The sequence below is a fragment of the Clostridium thermobutyricum genome, from assembly GCF_000371465.1.
GTDB classification, from domain to species: Bacteria; Bacillota; Clostridia; order Clostridiales; family Clostridiaceae; genus Clostridium; species Clostridium thermobutyricum.
In genome coordinates this window covers 879,062-897,559 of record NZ_KB850956.1, presented here as the reverse complement: position 1 = coordinate 897,559, position 18,498 = coordinate 879,062, and the positions used below count along the sequence as shown (strand labels likewise).

Annotated in this window: 14 protein-coding genes and 1 riboswitch; of the genes, 2 read left to right on the top strand and 12 right to left on the bottom strand. The window is 24.2% G+C overall.

The genetic code is table 11. From position 1 onward, the window contains the following. Window positions 1-103 precede the first annotated feature (103 nt). Window positions 104-751: a hypothetical protein gene (locus tag HMPREF1092_RS03980; protein WP_002597324.1), complete on the top strand. Its 648-nt coding sequence runs from the start codon at window positions 104-106 to the stop codon at window positions 749-751. Window positions 752-817: 66 nt separating this feature from the next. Here HMPREF1092_RS03980 and HMPREF1092_RS03975 read toward each other — a convergent pair whose 3' ends face one another. Together HMPREF1092_RS03975 and HMPREF1092_RS03970 are read right to left on the bottom strand one after the other, a co-directional pair. Further along, a complete protein-coding gene (locus tag HMPREF1092_RS03975) occupies window positions 818-1,150 on the bottom strand; it encodes a hypothetical protein (RefSeq protein ID WP_002597323.1) in 333 nt (110 codons plus the stop codon). Between the two features lie 75 nt (window positions 1,151-1,225). After that, window positions 1,226-1,459: a TIGR04540 family protein gene (locus HMPREF1092_RS03970; RefSeq protein ID WP_002597322.1), complete on the bottom strand. Its 234-nt coding sequence runs from the start codon at window positions 1,457-1,459 to the stop codon at window positions 1,226-1,228. A 141-nt stretch (window positions 1,460-1,600) separates the two neighbouring features. On the opposite strand from HMPREF1092_RS03970, the gene HMPREF1092_RS03965 reads away from it, so the two are divergent. Continuing rightward, a complete protein-coding gene (locus tag HMPREF1092_RS03965; RefSeq protein ID WP_002597321.1) occupies window positions 1,601-3,331 on the top strand; it encodes an FUSC family protein in 1,731 nt (576 codons plus the stop codon). 27 nt (window positions 3,332-3,358) lie between these two features. Here the strand turns inward: HMPREF1092_RS03965 and HMPREF1092_RS03960 are convergent, their stop codons facing one another. The 10 genes from HMPREF1092_RS03960 to HMPREF1092_RS03915 all read right to left on the bottom strand — a co-directional run bounded on the left by HMPREF1092_RS03960 (window position 3,359) and on the right by HMPREF1092_RS03915 (window position 18,320). After that, window positions 3,359-4,270, bottom strand: coding sequence for a tetratricopeptide repeat protein (locus HMPREF1092_RS03960; RefSeq protein ID WP_002597320.1), 912 nt, complete (start codon window positions 4,268-4,270; stop codon window positions 3,359-3,361). Window positions 4,271-4,388: 118 nt separating this feature from the next. Next, a complete protein-coding gene (locus HMPREF1092_RS03955; protein WP_002597319.1) occupies window positions 4,389-4,829 on the bottom strand; it encodes a hypothetical protein in 441 nt (146 codons plus the stop codon). A gap of 108 nt (window positions 4,830-4,937) precedes the next feature. Then, complete coding sequence (tpx, locus tag HMPREF1092_RS03950) at window positions 4,938-5,426, bottom strand: thiol peroxidase (RefSeq protein ID WP_002597318.1); 489 nt, start codon at window positions 5,424-5,426, stop codon at window positions 4,938-4,940. A 123-nt stretch (window positions 5,427-5,549) separates the two neighbouring features. Beyond that, complete coding sequence (locus tag HMPREF1092_RS03945) at window positions 5,550-8,786, bottom strand: ligand-binding sensor domain-containing protein (RefSeq protein ID WP_002597317.1); 3,237 nt, start codon at window positions 8,784-8,786, stop codon at window positions 5,550-5,552. 95 nt (window positions 8,787-8,881) lie between these two features. Continuing rightward, window positions 8,882-9,859: a hypothetical protein gene (locus HMPREF1092_RS03940; protein ID WP_002597316.1), complete on the bottom strand. Its 978-nt coding sequence runs from the start codon at window positions 9,857-9,859 to the stop codon at window positions 8,882-8,884. Between the two features lie 101 nt (window positions 9,860-9,960). Then, window positions 9,961-11,553, bottom strand: coding sequence for an FUSC family protein (locus HMPREF1092_RS03935; protein WP_002597315.1), 1,593 nt, complete (start codon window positions 11,551-11,553; stop codon window positions 9,961-9,963). A 246-nt stretch (window positions 11,554-11,799) separates the two neighbouring features. Continuing rightward, a complete protein-coding gene (locus HMPREF1092_RS03930; RefSeq protein WP_002597314.1) occupies window positions 11,800-13,794 on the bottom strand; it encodes a methyl-accepting chemotaxis protein in 1,995 nt (664 codons plus the stop codon). Window positions 13,795-13,941: 147 nt separating this feature from the next. Next, window positions 13,942-14,670 carry a purine-nucleoside phosphorylase gene (gene deoD / locus HMPREF1092_RS03925; RefSeq protein WP_002597313.1) on the bottom strand — a complete coding sequence of 243 codons (729 nt, stop codon included), beginning with the start codon at window positions 14,668-14,670 and terminating at the stop codon, window positions 13,942-13,944. Window positions 14,671-14,848: 178 nt separating this feature from the next. Further along, window positions 14,849-16,282, bottom strand: coding sequence for an amino acid permease (locus HMPREF1092_RS03920; protein WP_040413610.1), 1,434 nt, complete (start codon window positions 16,280-16,282; stop codon window positions 14,849-14,851). 102 nt (window positions 16,283-16,384) lie between these two features. Next, window positions 16,385-16,558, bottom strand: a riboswitch (Lysine riboswitch). A gap of 82 nt (window positions 16,559-16,640) precedes the next feature. Next, window positions 16,641-18,320, bottom strand: a complete 1,680-nt coding sequence (locus HMPREF1092_RS03915; RefSeq protein WP_002597311.1) for a diguanylate cyclase domain-containing protein — start codon at window positions 18,318-18,320, stop codon at window positions 16,641-16,643. Window positions 18,321-18,498 lie beyond the last annotated feature (178 nt).

The following is an 18,498-nucleotide window of genomic DNA, read 5'->3' as shown; positions in this document are numbered from 1 at the left end:
TTGCCAAAAAAAGCTTCTCTTAATAGGAGAAGCTTTTTATTTATGATATAATAATGTAATAATATTATTATTTAATTTATTTACAATTAAAGGAAGTGAACGCATGAAAAAATTTTTAATAGGATTAGTAGTTGTAATTTGTATATTATTTCTAGCAATCTTTGGAGTGTACAAGTTTTCATTTAAACCATCTGTTCCAGTAACTCCATTAGATTCACCATCTACTATGACACAATTAGATTTAGCAAAAAAATTTATTCCTAATAATATCTCTTTATCATTAACAGGAATAACAGCTACTTCTAACACAAATTTCTCTAATGACGAATTAACAGACTTATTTATTTCTGCATTTAAAGATAATCCTAAAATTTCTGAATATGTAAAAGGATTAAGTGTTCAAGCTGCTAATAATAATACTATATATATTTATGCTGATATTAATTACAAAGATATTCCTGTTCAAGCAAAGCTTACATTTAAATGCTCTGCTGAAGATGGAAAAGGTATTTTCCATTATGAAAGTGGAAAAGTTGGATTTATATCTATACCAAAAGAAATGTTATTTGACCATTTGCATGATAATTCAATTATTGCTGTCAATAAAGCAAATAGTGATATAATACTTCGTTTTTCAGTTCTTAAAAATATAAATATTCAATCATTAAGTACTACTAATGGAAATTTAAATATTCAATTTAAAGGTACATTAAATTTCTTACAATGGCTTGAAAATAACGGATATAACTAAAAAGAGGCATACGCCTCTTTTTTTATTTTCTATAACTATTTCTTTTTTATTAATTTTATATTCTCTTTAATAGTTATTACATTTCTCTATAAAACTACATATTAACTTTTCTTCTATATCTATTGAATCTAAATCTATTTTTTCTGGATTTGTTAAAATATTATACTCTTTAAGCCAAAGATTACCTTCATGTTCTATTGGACTATCTATTTTTTTATTTTTATCAAATTCATTAACTTCTTCTAATTCCTTATATGGAGTTAAGACTAAAATTCTTCTACAAGCATCTTCATATTCACTATATATATTAAAAAAACTATTATAATTATCAAAACTTCCAACTGATACAACTATTTTTAAGAATAATTTATATTTCTCTTCAATTTCTTTTTTCTTCATATCATTCTCCTAAATTTAAATTAAACATATTAAAAAAGGATACCTCTTTATAGAAATATCCTTTTATTTTATATATTATCTTTCAGAATATATACGATCTATTATCTCTTTTCTCTCATCGCCTAGAATATTATGTAGTTTAACTGGCATATGTCCTTCTTCATCATATATAGCTGACCCGTTTGCATCAATCATTTTTAATATTCTAACTTTTAATTTTTCTTCAGACATTAAATTATCTAAATATAAATCTACTAAATCCTTTAAACATGTTGCTAACTCTTTTGGGTTTTTGTAAACTGATTTCATTTTATGCTCCTTTAAAAATAATATTTTTATATAACTATATTATATATTTTTCTTCTTATTTATACAAACTCTTTATTAAAGAATAGTTTTTTATCATTTAGATATACTAATTTTATAATTTATTTTAGGAGTATTATAGATATGTTTAAAAAACTTATTTCACTTACAAATTTAGATGTTAAAAAAATGCTCAAGTATGGAACTGTTGCTACTATATCAATGTTTAGTATAGTTTATTTTTTTGGTATGACTAATGGTATGCTTGCTTTTCCAATAGCTTTAACTGCAATCTCTTTATCTTTTGAAGATATTCATGTAAAAACAATAAGCAAAACCTTTAAATTAATTCTAATTGATTCAGCAATTATAACAGCATCTTTTTTAGCTTCTATAAATCCTTATATAGGTATCCCTATAAATTTTTTAACTATTTTTTTAATAGCTTATTTTCTTACTGTAAAATTTAATCCTAAAATATATAAACCTTTTATGATGTTATTTGTTTTTACAAGCTTTTCTCCAGTATCTTTTGAAGATTATATAACTCGTATAGCATCAATGTTATTTGGAATTATTTTAGTTATGGGCTTAACATTTATAACATCTAGAAAAACTAAAAAAAATATAATAATTCATACAATATATAAACCACTCCAAATTTTTAATGAATATATAAAAACTATAATAGACGGAAATAAAGATTATAGAATATATACAAATTTTTCAAAAACTATGAGGACACTTTGCTATAAGATATATATAACTAGATATAGAAATTTTCTAACAACCAATATAGGTAAAATCCAATTTGATATTTATTTATCTCTTGAAAAATTAAATATCTATATAGATACTGTTTCTAAAGAAAAGGATTTATCTAATGATAAAACATTAATTTCTCTTCATGAAAAAATTAATTCAGTTCTTGATTCTTTAAATAATGAATTAGATATATCTAAAATAACTAATGAGTTAGACTTGTTTGCAAAGTCAAATATAAATAATAAAAATTTACCTGATATATCAGAAATAGTAGAATGTTTATCTTATTCTATTAAAAATATAAACACTTTAAATTTAAAAGATTTAAATAAACCTTATACCTCTTGGAATAGATCTGAACTTGAAAAACTTTTTGTGTTAATCCCTTCAGATTTTAATTTAAATTCTATTAGAGTTAGATTTTCTCTTAGGATTTCAATTTCCTTAACTATAATAATATTTTTAGGACATATTATATCTATATATAAATTTATTTGGGTTGGTATAACAATAATGTCTGTTATGCAACCTTATTACGAAGAAACATTAACTAAAGGAAAAGATAGAGCAAAAGGAAATATTATTGGAGTAACCATAATTGTTGTATTACTTCATTTTTCTAAACAGCCTTATTTAGCTTTTATAATATTAATTATATCTCTTTATCTTACTTATGGATTTAGTGAATATTATAAGCTTTCAATTTTTACTTCTATGGCATCTATTTCTATTGCATCACTTAGCACAGGATTAAAAGAAATTACTTTATCTAGAATTGCATTTATAATAATAGGTTTAATTATAGTATTTATATTTAATAAATTTGTCTTTCCTTATAATGCTGAAAAAGGTGCAAAAACTTTAACTGCAAAATTGCTTAAATATAATTTATTTTTATTTAATGAATATAAAAAGCTTAAAACTCCAAATGAAAAATTTAATCCTAATAGGTTTAGAGATATTGTAATATTAACAACTTTAAATGCTGAAAAACTTATTTCAAGAAATGATATGATAAAAAGTCATAAAATAAATGAAATTGTTGATATGAATAATAATTTAACTATAAATATGGCCTTTGATACATTAGCAAGAGAATTTAAAAATTAATAAAGGAGATATATATTTTATATCTCCTTAAAACTTTTCTTTATATCTATCTAAATCTCTAATATTATCTAATTCTTTATCTTTTTTCATATAATCTATGAAAAAATCATTAAGCTCTGTGCTTTTAATAACATCATCTAAAGCTTTTTCATATTCACCTATTAAAGAATAAAAACATGCTCTATTATAATATAGAAAGCCTTCATCTTCATTGTTTTTTATTCCTTCACTTATTATGTCTATAGCTTTTTTATAATCTTTTTTTTCCCTATAAATTACTCCTAAGTTTAAATAACTATAAGGAAAATTTTTATTTTCTTCTATTGATTTTTGATAATAAATTTTGCTTTCTTCTATTTTTCCTAAAGCTTTTTTTATTACTCCAGCATTAAATAAAACTCTAAATTGAGTATCTGATAACTCTAATGCTTTTTCTATGTACTTTTCTGCTTTTTCATATTCTTTTATTTCTTCATAAATACAACTTATATTTACAAATGCAAAAAGATATTGGTTATTAATTTCTATAACTTTTTTATAAGTTTCTATTGCTTTTTCTTTATCTCCCTCTTCATCATATATATTAGCCAAAAAGAAATACGCATTATCATAATCTTCTTTTAAACTTATAGCTCTTTTATAAAACTCTTTTGCTTTTTCATAATTTTCTTCTTCATCATATATTGTTCCTAATCCATAAAAAGCTCTCTCATCTTTATTATCTATACCAATAGCTTTAATATACATTTCTTTTGCTAAATCCATTTGCTCTAATTGATGATATATAAGAGCCATATCTATTACTAATTCAATATCTTTTTTTCCCCATTCTGTATTATATGACTTTTTGAAAAAGCTTAAAGCTTTTAAAATATTTCCTTTAATCTTAAAATCTTTTCCTATATTTATGTAATTTTCAAAAATATATTTATTATCCATTATGTTCCTCATTTCTAGAATAAATTAATCTTTTCTATATGAAAAATTTATCATATAGATATTTATTTATCAACTAATGAAAAAGCCCTATTGCTTTTGCAATAGAACCCCTCATATACTATCTTCTTTTTCGCTTATGTCTTCTATGCCCACTATCATAATTATTCATTGGACCCATTCCATTATTATTCATTCCATTTAAAGCACTCATAACACGATTTAAATCATCATTAGTTAAATTGTTTAAATTATTTGGATCAATTCCTAAATTATTAAGAATATTCATCATATTATTCATTTGATTATTTCCCATATTGTTGTTATTTCTCTGAAAATTATTCATATTTTGTTGTCCATTATTCATACCACCCATACTATTAAGTAGCATGCTTATTAATGGATTTCCCCCAAAATTATTCATATTCCCATTTTGCATATTATTTTGATTTGGCATACCATTCATATTATTAAATAGCATATTAAAAAGAGGATTATTGTTCATTCCTCTTCCTCCTAAGCCATTTAAAAGCATTGACATAAGAGGATTCATTCCATTCATACTATATACCCCTAAATATTATTATCTAATATAGTTTATTTTTTTTCTCACATTTTGTTACTATAAATAAAAAAAGATGGTAATTTATTTACCATCTTTTTTAATTTATTATTTTCTTAATAACTCTAATACTGAATCATAGTCTGGATGATCTGAAGCATCTTTACTATATTCAACGTAAATTACTTTATTATTTTCATCTACTACGAATACTGCCCTTGATAACAATGCTACTTCTTCTATAAATACTCCGTAGTTTTTACCAAAAGTTCTGCTATTATAATCTGATAAAGTTATTACTTTATCTACTCCTGCATTTCCACACCATCTTGATTGTGCAAATGGAAGGTCAGCTGAAATTGTGTAAATAGTAACATCTCCTAAGCTTGCTGCTTCCTTGTTAAATCTTCTAATTTCCATGTCACATACTGGTGTATCAACTGAAGGTACTGCTAAGAATACTCTTTTTCCTTTTGTATCTTTTAAAGTTACTTTTCTTAATTCACTGTCTACAACTTCAAAGTCTGGTGCATCTTGCCCAACTACTACTTCCTTATCCTTTAATTCTAATTCTACTCCGTCAAATATTACTTTCATCTTATCATTCACTCCTATTCCTAATCTTTTTTAATAATAATTGTTAGGTAATTTTTATTTGTCTTTATTATATACCTTTAATCCCTATCATTCAACTCGGCTTTGATTAACATTCTGTAAACTTTAGCATTTTTTTACTGGAAGTTTTATAATAAATTTGCTTCCAACTCCAACTTCACTTTGTAAAGTTATGCTTCCTTTATGAAGTTCTACTATATCTTTAACTAAAGTTAATCCTATTCCACTACTACAATGCTTGCTTGATATTCCTGTTTCTAATGTTGCAAATCTATCAAATATTAAGCTTTGTTGTTCTTTAGATATACCTATACCACTATCTTCAATTATTATTTCAACATTATTATTTTCTTCTTTTATAGAAATATATATACGTCCTTTTTCTGTAAACTTAACTGCATTTGATAGTAAATTTATTATACATCTCTCTATATCTACTACAGAACATTCAATTTCTTTCTCCTCAATTTCTGGATCTATTATAAGCTCCAATCCATTATCTTCTATATATGTTTTCATAGATAAAGCTATTTCTTCTACAAGATATACAATATCTACTTTTTCATATTTCAAAACATACATACCTGAACTGATTTTAGATGAATCAATTAAATCATTTATTACTTTCAATAATCCCTTAGAGTTTTTTCTTATGATTTTCATATAATTAGTTAAATTATTTTTATCTATCTTATCCTCACTATTCAACTTATCAATTAATTGCTCACTAGAAAGTATTACATTTAATGGTGTCCTAAGTTCATGTGAAAGATTCACAAGATATGCATTTCTAAACTTTTCGATTTTAAGTAATTCTTTATATATTTTTTCTTTTTCTATTAATTCATTATTTAATTTTTCTGTTCTATCACTAACTAAATTTTCAAGTATTTTAACTCTATTTATAATTAAATAAATTATTGAGGCTATAACTATAAAATATATTAAATATGCTAAATTAGTTTTATACCAAGGTTTATTAATTTTTATGTTAAATGAATTTACTTCTGATACTTCTTCTATTCCAAATCTTGCTCGAACTTTAAATGTATAATTTCCCGGAGAAAGATTTGTATAGTTGGCAAAATTTCTGTTATTAGAACTTCTCCACTCTTTATCAAATCCTTCTAATTTATATTCATAATTCCAAGAACCTAATTTTGAATAGCTTGGCATAAAAAATTCTATTGAAAAACTATTTTCATAATGCTTAAGATTCATATTTTCACTAAAATTTATTTCTTTATTATTAAAAACTTTTACTTCACCTATTGATACTTTTGTGTTATTTACATATTCATCTTTTATTTTTCTTGGATAAAAAGCAGTTATTCCATTTACTCCTCCAAAAAACATTTCTCCATCTTTAGTTTTAACTTCTGATGTGCCATTAAACTCATTACTTTGAAGACCATCTAAAACTGTATAATTAGAAAAAGTATTTTTTCTTTGATCAAATTTTGATATTCCTCCATTTGTACTAACCCATAAATTATTATTTTCATCAACTAAAATACCGTAAGCATAATTATTTATAAGTCCATCTTTTTCACTTAATCTTTTTATCTTATCTGTTTTAGTATCTATTTTGTTTATTCCCTCTGAAGTTGTAATCCATATATATCCATCTAAATCTTCAGCAATTCCTTTTATAGCATTATTGCTTATAGAATTTAAATTATCTTTTTCGTTTTTATAAAATTTTGTTTCATTTTTTTCTAAATCTATTTTTATAAGGCCACCATTCCACCCCATACCAATCCAGATATTATTTTTACTATCTTTAAAAATTCTACGTACAAATACTTCTCCTGTATTTCCATTTACAAATATATTATTTAGATTGATAAATTTTTCTTCTTTTATATCAAATATATCTAATCCATCTCTAGTACCTATCCATAAATATCTATCTTGATACATATATAAAGCTTTTATATCACTACTAATTAAAGAATTTTCATTTTCTTCTTTAAAGTATTTTTTTATATTTCCTGTTGACTTATCCATTCTATTAAGTCCATTTTTAGTTCCTATCCAAATATAATTTTTACTTTCTGTTATTTCATATACAGTATTGCTTGAAATGGAATTTTCATTATGTGGATCTGCTTTATATCGTTTAATCTTTCCTGTGTCTTTATCTAATTTATTTAGCCCATCATTAGTTGTTCCTATCCACAAGTTTCCTTCTGAATCTTCAAACATTCCTCCTATAGAATTAGAGCTTATAGAATTAGAATCTAAAGGATCATTCTTATAGTAATCAAATTTTTCTTTTGGATTTAATATACTTATTCCATTGTAAGTTCCAATCCACATTAAACCTTCTCTGTCTTTATAGACACTTTGTACACTATTATTAACTAATGATTCAGGATCATAGTATTTATTTTTATATTTAACTACTTTTTCATTTATTTTAGAATACTTTATAAGTCCACCTTTACTACCAAACCATATATTACTTTCATTATCTTCGTAAATACTATTTATTGCATATTGTTCATATCCAAAATCCTTATTTATTTGTTTAAAATCTTCAAACTTTTTATCTACAGAATTATATTTAACTATTCCAGCATCTTGAGTTGCTATCCATATATTATTTCCATAATCTTTATATACTTTAACTATATTATTGCTTTTAAACTCTTTTGTATTATCTTTATTAATTCTTTTTATAGTACCATCTTCTTTGTTTAGAATATTCATTCCATTTTTAGTACCTATCCACATTCTGCCTAAATTATCTTCTGTTATTGAAGTAACAAAATTATCACTTAAACTATTTTCGTCTTCAGTATCATTAAAATATTTTTTAAATTCTCCACTTTCATTGTTATATCTATTTAGTCCATCTTCAGTACCTATCCAAATGTCACCTTTTGAATCTTTATATAATTCCCATATATGCTTATTTGAAATTTTATCTTTATTCTTTTTATCTACCTCTATTCTTTCAACTTCAAGACTATTAATATCAATTTTACTTAATCCACTGCTTGTCCCAGCCCAAATAAAACCATCATTATCTTCTATTAATGACCCAACAATTCCTGGATATATTTTATCCATTTCAGAATCGCTTCCTTTTAAATCAGTAAAGGAATATCCATCATATCTATTTAATCCATCATTAGTACCAAACCACATATATCCATTTTTATCTTGCAATATGCAATATACAGACCCTTGTGATAACCCATCATTTATAGTTATATTTTTAAATCTCTGATTATCTTTATTTTCAAGCGCATCAACTAGTATAGATGAGTTATAAAAAATAAAACTAAATATAAGTAAAAATATTGTACATCTTCTAATTATTTTTTTATCCATATTAACTCCTTCTACTTTTTTCTACTAATACTATTATTTTCCCACATAGAAATTATATTGTCAAAGAGTTAATTTTGTGTATTTTATTTAAATTTTTATTTAATTTTATATGATTCAAAACTTTTTTCTATTCTCTGTTTTTGAATAAATGCTTCATTTATTAATTTTTTCTTTAATTCATTATTTTTTCCCATACATCCCTTTTTTATTTTAAGTTTTATAAATACTTTTTCTCTTAATGTTTTATAATATTTTTTATTCATTTGTTTGGCCATAACGCCTAATGGACTTTTATCAAATTTAATATCTTTTATTTCTTCTTTTTTTATTAATTCAATCTTATCTAAAGAACTAATTTTAAATTCTTCACTTAATTTCTGTACTTTTTCATTAAACAAATTAACATCTTTGATTAATTTGTCTTCTATATCTAATTTAAATTTAACTATATCTTCACTATTTAAATTTTCATTTTCTATTGAAGCATTATAAATATTCTGTATACAAAATGCTGAGAATTTTTCTAATATATCATTTTTCTCTTCTAATAAAAAAATTTCAGTTAAAAATTTTCCAAATTCAAATCTTTTTTCTTCTTCTATATCAAAATTAAAAGAATTTCCTTTTACAAATATTTTTTTCACTTTTAAAATATTATCTAATTCTCCTAAGAATTTTTTATCATTTTGATTATTCTCATTATCAATGTATATTAATAAAAAATTTTTATCATAATTTTTACCAAACTCTTTTATTATTGATAAGCTTTCATTAAAATTTTCTTCATTAAATTTATCTATAAAATAAATAATTAAATATTTTTCTTTAATCACTCTATTACTTAAAACTTTTTTTATAACATGATTTATATCTTTTAAATTTAAATTATCTATTATAAAATGATTATTTATATATTTTAGATTTCTTCTAAAGTTTTTATATACTACTTGTTCTCCTCCACAAATTGATCTTAATTTTTTTCTATCTATTTCTTTTACATTTAAAATTTTCTTAAAAAAATCTCTGTTATTTATTTTAAAATTACCAAGAGAAATAATATTTATATCTTCCATATAATATCTCCTATCCTCTACAATTATTCTATAATTTATATTCAATTATTTTTTCTAAAATACATATAAAAAGACCTTTAGAATAATCTAAAGGTCTTTTCTTAACTTAAAACTTTTCTTTTAAAAGTAAAATATTCATCTAAAATTTCTTCTTTTTTATTTTTTATCTCTTCATTATAATTAAACTCATATAATTTTTTCTCTATTAATGAAGAAACAATATATAGATTTTCTAAAGATCCATTTTTATTTTCTGATCTTATTTCATTAATTATTTTTTCTTTATTTAAAGCATACATATGAACTAATTCTTTTTTAGCATCTTCTATAGAATAAGGCAAAATAAATTTATTTCCTATAGCGCTTATTACTACACCTAACATAATTAATATAAGACGCGTGCTAACCATTTTAAATGTTCCACCTAAAATGAGTGATGCTCCTATAGCAGATATTGTTACATAAATCATTTTTTCCTTATAAGTTTTATGGAAACTATCTAAATATCCTACTCCTATAATAAATACTGATTGTATAATTGGATTATTTACTAAAGAAAATAAAACAAATGCTATTACTGCACCTATAAATGTTCCTTGCATTCTTTGAATTGTTTTTATTTTTCCATACTCTGAATAAGGCTGTATAAGAGCAAATATTGTAAATAGCATCCATTTTCCTTGGAATATATTAAAATAATCAACAATAAAGCTGCTAAGTCCTATAGTAATACCAATTCTTATTGCATATCTAAAGCTCATAGAGTTTTTATTAAAATATCTATTTAATTTATTTTTGCTTTTTAATTCGTCTGAAACTATAAAATTATTTTTATCTTTTTTATTTTGTAAGTTTATTAAAAGCTTGCTTATAACTTTTAAATCTAAATCAGTATCAATAAAATCTATCTCATTTAAAGTTCTTAAATCACGCTTTTCTTCTATATATAAATTTATTTTTTTTAAAGCTTCTATATACATTTCTTTATCTTCTATTTCAAATTTTCTATTACATATACTTCTTAGAAAAATAACTATATCTATCATAGCTTTTCCATTAGTCTCTATATGAAAATTTTCTTTTTTGCTATTATATATAACTTCTTTGAGTTTTATTGAAATGCTCTCAAACTTAAATTTTAACTCTTTATCTTTTTTTACATCTTCTGATTTTAATAACTTTATAGTAATATCAATAAGATTTTTTATTGCTGGAACCCCTTCCTTTTCAATCTTGTTTCTATTTACTATAATTTGAACTACCATAATAAAAATTGAACTAAATATAAGAGATAAAACTCTCTTATAAAGACCTGATAAATCTACTGGTACTGCTAACATAAATACATATTGTAATCCAAAAGGTACATACATATGGCTTCTAATATCATAAGAAAATATATAACCAATAATAAACATACTTATAAAATTAAATATTAAAGCCAATGTAGGATTTAATCCTGCTATATAAGAAAATATTCCTAGTCCTATATTTAAAACTAGTAATTCAATAAAATATCTTCCTTTTCTAGTAGTTAAGTTTCTTTCTAAAAACGTTAATGCTCCAGTTATTGTAGTAACTCCAATAAGAGTATTTTCGTCTCCAAAAATACTTTTAAATAATATTATAAATCCGACAATAAATAAAAAAGTTATCGTTTTAGAGATAACTAATTTTCTTTTTTCTCCCTTCATTTCTCTTCCCCTTTTTTCCTTTAATTGTGATAAAAAGTATTATATCATAATTATTTCTATAATTAAAATAACTCTTTCAAAGTATTTTAATCATAAAAAGTCTTAATAAGCTAAAACTTATTAAGACTTTTATTTAATATATATATTTTTATACTTTTAAACCTTTTCCTTTTATTTACATCTATTTTTTGTTAAATATATCAAAATAATTATCTAATATTTTTAAATATAAATTATAATTAATTTTTAATCTATCTTAAATTTTCTAACTATTTCATCTAAATCTACTATTACACTACTTAAATGTTCTGAAGAATTTTTTATTACTTCGCTTAAAGCAACGAAATTTTCTACTGACGCGTAAACTTCTTCAGAGCTTGCTGAAAGTTCTTCAGAAATAGAGGCTATATTTTCTACTTTAGATAAAATCATATGCTCTTCATTGTCTATAATTACAAAATTTGCTGTTAAAGAAGCAATACATAACACAATCTTATTTACATAATTAGATATGTCCTCAAATGATTTTCTAGCTTTAACTACATATTCATATTTTTCTTTTATTTCTTTATTCATGGAAGATACTTCTTCAAACATCTTTTTATTATCAATGATAACAAATTTTATTAATTTTGCTATTTCTAAAGATGAATTTCTTGATTCTTCTGCAAGCTTTCTAATTTCATCTGCTACTACTGTAAATCCTCTTCCTGCATTTCCCGCTCTAGCAGCTTCAATTGCAGCATTTAATGAAAGTAAATTTGTTTGATCTGAAATATCATTTATTACATTTACTATTTCGTTTATAGAATTAATTTTAGTACTAACTTTTAAAGCTGATGCTTCAAAATTATCAAATTTATTTTTAAAATCTCTTATTGATTTATCTAAAACAGTCATATCTTCATTGCTTTTTACTGCTCTATTATTTATATCTAGAGATATTACATCTAAATTTTCAACTAATTCTCTCATATTTGATATCTTATCATTAAATTTCTCTAAAATAGAATTTATGTCTATTAATCTTTCACTTTGTTCCTGTATTCCTTTTGTAGATTCTTCTAATGAAGTAGCTATAGTTTGAGAATCTACTAACATATCTTCAGATACACTTACAAGTGCTTCCGCTTCATCATTTAAGTCAGAAGTAATATTTTTCACTGTAGATATTGAACCTTTTATCTTTACTTTTCCAAACTCAATAGCATTGTGAATTTCTTTTAATTCTGAAATTTTTTCTTCTTCATATTTTTCTTCTGTAAAATCTCCCTCAGAAAATTTCAATGTACTCTTTTTCAAATCATCACAACTATTTGATAATTTATCTGACATTCTCCAAATTATTACTGCTAATATTCCTAACCCAATTATCATTATTATAATAATTATTAAATTTAAAATGTATAAGGATTTTAATATATCATATTTTTGAACTACTATAGCTATACTCCACCCTAATTTATTTATAGGTGCAAATGCCACAAAATCTTTCTGTCCATTATTTTTATATTCACTTATTCCTAATTGTCCATTAAAGTCTTTTTTTTCTAAATATCCTAATTGCGAATTTCCATTTATTACACCATCATTCATATATGTACTCACATTATTTATTAGATTAGGATTTTCAGCCCCTATAATTATTCCTTTTGAATTTATAATATATGAGCTACCAGTTTTTAAAAATTTTATTCCTTTTACTATATTAGATAATATATATCCAGACTTTTCTACTACTATTCCACCTTTAATTTTTCCATCTTCAATAATTGGTGAATAAAAATCAATTATAAATTCATTATTTTTTTCATCAAAATATGGTCCATAGACTCCTGAATCTCCATCCATTATTTTTTTGAAAAACTCTTCTTTAGATATATTTGTCTCATTATTATCTGTAGAATACATATCTCCGTTACTAGTAACATATCCTATTCTTAAAATATCTTCACTTTTATAATCATTTAATATTTTAACTTTATTTTGTATAGAAATATTATTATTTCTTATTCCGCTATCTCTAGTAATATCTTTTGCAAGAAGTAAATCATTATCAATTTCTCTAGCAACTACCTGACTGGCTTGTGTTGCTACACTTTTCATTATACTAAGATTGCTATTTGTTATCATTTTTAAATCCATTATATTTACAACAATTCCTATTAATATAAATATAATTGTTGTAGGAAGCAATATTCTCTTTAATACTAATTCTTTTACCCCTGCATATCTTTTCATAATCTTCCTCCTTAGTTCTTATTATTTTATTATAAGAAATAAGGATAGATGTAATCAATCTATTAAATTTTATTTTAAAATTTATTCATATCATTTTAAATTTAAACATAAAAAAAGTTAGGTGTACACCTAACTTTTTTTCTTAAATTAATCTAATTTATAAGCCATTTCTAAAGCAACTTTCATCATATTAGTGAAAGCTGTTTGTCTTTCTTCTGCACTTGTTAATTCCCCAGTAAATGGACAATCTGATATAGTTAACATACATAAAGCATTAACTCCAGCTCTTGCTGCATTCATGTAAAGTCCTGCTGATTCCATTTCAACAGCTAGAACACCCATTTTTTGCCATGATTTTAATGAATCTAATCCATTTTCACCATAGAAAACATCACTTGAAAGTATATTACCTACTTTAGCTTCAATATTAAGCTCTCTTGCTGCATTTACTGCTCCTTCAACTAATTTATAGCTTGCAGTTGGAGCAAATGTACCTGGTAAGTTATATTGTGATGCAAAATTTGAATCTGTACATGCTCCCATTCCTATAACTATATCATGTAATTTTAGGCTCTCATCTATTGCACCAGCTGAACCTATTCTTATAAGATTTTTTACTCCATAGAAATGTATTAATTCATATGAATAAATTCCTATTGAAGGTATTCCCATTCCTGTTCCTTGAACAGATATTCTTTTTCCTTTATATGTTCCTGTATATCCAAACATGCCTCTAACAGTATTATATTGAACAGGATTTTCTAAAAAAGTCTCAGCAATAAATTTTGCTCTTAAAGGATCTCCTGGTAATAATATTGTTTCAGCAATATCACCTGCTTTAGCTGCATTATGTGGTGTTGGTACTAATTTTTCCATAAACTCATCCTCCTTGGTTTTATGAATAAATTATAACATAGTTTTTTTTTTTATGTAAGGGTTTTCTTAATTATTTTGTTAACGTTTTCTTACTTTTTTCTTATTTTTTTATAAAAATAAGAAAAGCCTTAGTATAAAAAATTGTTTTTCGCAATTTTTTATATACTAAAGCTTTTTTTTATTCATTAATTCTATTTTTATTTAAATCTACATCTTTTAATTTTATAATTTTTGTTTTATTTTTTATCTTATATCCAATTAGTATTATTAAAAATAGTGGAATTCCTAAATAAGATGAAATGAATCCCATCCATTGGATTCCTCCTGATGTAACATAACTTGCACCTTGCCCAATAATAACTATTGCACAAAGTACAAATGCAATTATTGGTCCAAATGGATATAATTTAGCTCTATAAGGAAGATCTTTTAAATCTCTTCCTTGTGCTATATATGCACCTCTAAATCTATAATGGCATACTGCTATTCCAAGCCATGCTATAAATCCTGCTAAACCTGATGCAGCAACTAACCAAATATAAACTTGATTTTCTGAATATAAACCTGTTAAGAAACATGCTGATGCAACAACTGTTGTAAGTAACACTGCATTAACTGGAACACCTCTTTTATTTGTTTTACCAAATATTTTTGGAGCCATTCCTTCGTGAGCCATTGAATGTAACATTCTACTAGAAGCATACATTCCTGAATTTCCAGCTGATAAAACTGAAGTTAAAATTACTGCATTCATTACGGAAGCTGCCCCTGCAATTCCTGCTCTTTCAAAAACCATAGTAAATGGACTTGTTTCTACACCTGCTTGTTTAGCGGTTAATATGCATCCTATAACAAGAATAGTTCCCATATAAAATATTAATATTCTCCAAAATATTGTGTGAACTGCTTTTGGTATAGTTTTTTCTGGATTTTCTGATTCTCCAGCTGTTATTCCTATAAGCTCTGTTCCTTGGAAAGAAAAACCTGCTATTAGGAATATACTTATTATAGCTTTTCCTCCTCCTACAAATGGTCCTCCATCTGCGAAGAAGTTTTTAAACCCTATGTATTGTCCATTCATGATTCCAAATATAATTAAAGCTCCAACTATTAAAAATATAATAACTGTAACTACTTTTATACTAGCAAACCAAAATTCTGCTTCTCCATAAGCTTTTGCTGACAATAAATTTAATACTACTACTATAGTTAAAAATAAAGAACTCCAAACTATTGCGGGAACATGCGGAAACCAAAATCTCATAACCAACGCTCCTGCGACCATTTCTGTAGCTATAGTGATTGCCCAGTTGTACCAATAATTCCATCCCATTGCAAAACCAAAAGCTGGATCTACAAATTCGGAAGCATATACTCCAAACGAGCCAGATATAGGCATAAAAGTCGCCATTTCTCCAAGGCTAGTTATCAAAAAATAAACCATTACTCCAATTGCACCATAGGCAACTAAAGCTCCACCTGCCCCTGCTGTATGTATACTATCTCCCATTGCTAAGAATATTCCAGTTCCAATGGCTCCACCCATAGCAATCATACTTATGTGTCTCTCTTTAAGACCTCTTTTTAACTCTGTGTTACTTTCCACATACATTCCTCCTTAGTTTCCTACTAAAGCAAAAAAATTAAGCCCTGAGGAAAATATATATCACTCAGGGCACACAAATCCACGTACTTAGTACATCATCTTTTGCCTTAGAATGATAGCACCCCACAACTATGTTGTGACAATTATATACATATTATGTATATAACCAGTATTGTAATTTAAAGCAATCATTACAATACTTCGGCAAAATCCCCTTTTTTTATAACCTAATCTGCTTTTACAATTATAAATACTCTTGAATTTCGCGCCTCTACCTGAACTAATGTTTCTTTTACTTTACTATATTATTATTGTTTCATATTTAATTTTTTTCAATATTAAAATTGTATTTTTTACATTATATTTACATTTCACTTATCACTTTTAAAAAGACTTTTACCAATTTTGGGTCATATTTTTCGTAAGATTGAGATTTTATTTTGATTTCTATGTCTTTTTTAGTAATTTTATTATCAAATTTTAAATAATAATTGTAATCTTCTATTATTCTTATTATTCTAGCTCCTAAAGGTATATCTTCTCCTGCTAATCCTAAAGGATAGCCTTTTCCATTATAATCTTCATGATGAGTAAGGATAATCTTACTTACTTTAGCTATTTCAGGATAAGATTTTACTATTCTATATCCTTTATCTGGATGAGTTTTTAATATTTCAATCTCTTTATCAGTTAATTCATCAATATTCTTTTTAGCTATATTATCAGGAATTGCTATCATTCCAATAGAACATAAATCAGAAGCTAACTGTATATCTTCTATTTCTTTTTTAGTTAGATTCAATTCTTCACAAATTTTTTGTATTAATATATGCTTTCTTTTTCTAACTTCCTCTGATTCACAGCATTTTTCCATCAAAGATTTTTGTATATATTCAAAAAGCCTTTTTTTAGTTTTTTCACTTTTTATCAGCTTTTCTTTATATACCTCATTTTCTGCTTCTTCTATCATTTTATCTAAAGTTTTATTATTTTCTTGTCTATATGAATATCCCATTGATAAGCTTATAGGAATTGGACTACTATCATTATTTCTACATAAATAATTTATTCTTTCTGTAACTTCTTTAGCATCTTCTATATTTGCATTTGGAATTAATATTATAAATTCATCTCCACCCCATCTTATAACATCTCCACGCTTATTTACTACTTCTAAAATTATTCTACTTAAATCTCTTAAATACCTATCTCCCTCTAAATGTCCTAAAGAGTCATTAACTAATTTTAATGCATCACTATCTCCCATAATTAAAATCAATTTACCATTAAAATTTTTATCTATTTCTACAGCTATTTTTTCAAAATAATTTCTATTATATAATCCTGTTGTTTTATCTTTATATGATTCTTCTATTATTTTATTTTGAAACTTTTTATCTTCACTTATATCTTCAGATAAACCAACTACTCCTATAATTTTCCCTTCTGAATCTTTTAAAGGGAATTTTTCTACTTTCATAACTTTATTATTTTCATATTGAATTTCATAAAGTCTTTTATTCTTTTTCTTTAAATTATTACCATCTTTATTTGCTATTTCTAATACCAATTCTTTTTCTAAACAATTTTCTTTATACTTTTCTCCTAAAAGATTTAATTCATCACGACCAACAAATTTTTCAAATGCTTTATTACATCCTGTTAAATTGCCATTTATATCTTTATACGAAATTATATATGGAATTGCGTTAATTACATTTTTCAAATAACAATTTTTTTCACAATCTACTATCCCAACTTTACCAATTATATTTTTATCTCTATCTAATACCTCTATCTTTTTACAATTCAAAATATTTTTCTTATTATATATTCTAATTTCTAAATAATCATTTATTTTAAATTCTTCTTTTTTATATTTTTTTTCTTCTAATAAGTTATAGAATGTTTTCCCCAATATCTTTTCTTTTTCACAATTAAATAACTCTAAAAATTTTAAATTTACAGTACTTATTTTTTTCTCTTTATCTTCAATCCACATTCCAAATGGGAAATTTTCTATTAGTAATTTTATCAATTGCAATTTAATGCCCTCCATATACATATAAATCTTTATATTAATAATACTACTTATAAAAAACCTCTAAAATATTTCCGACTAAATATTTACAAATAAGTCCCTTTATTAATCTCCTATTTAAAAATATAACTTGAATTTTGATAATTTTATAAAAAAAGTAGCTAGTAAAAACTAGCTACTA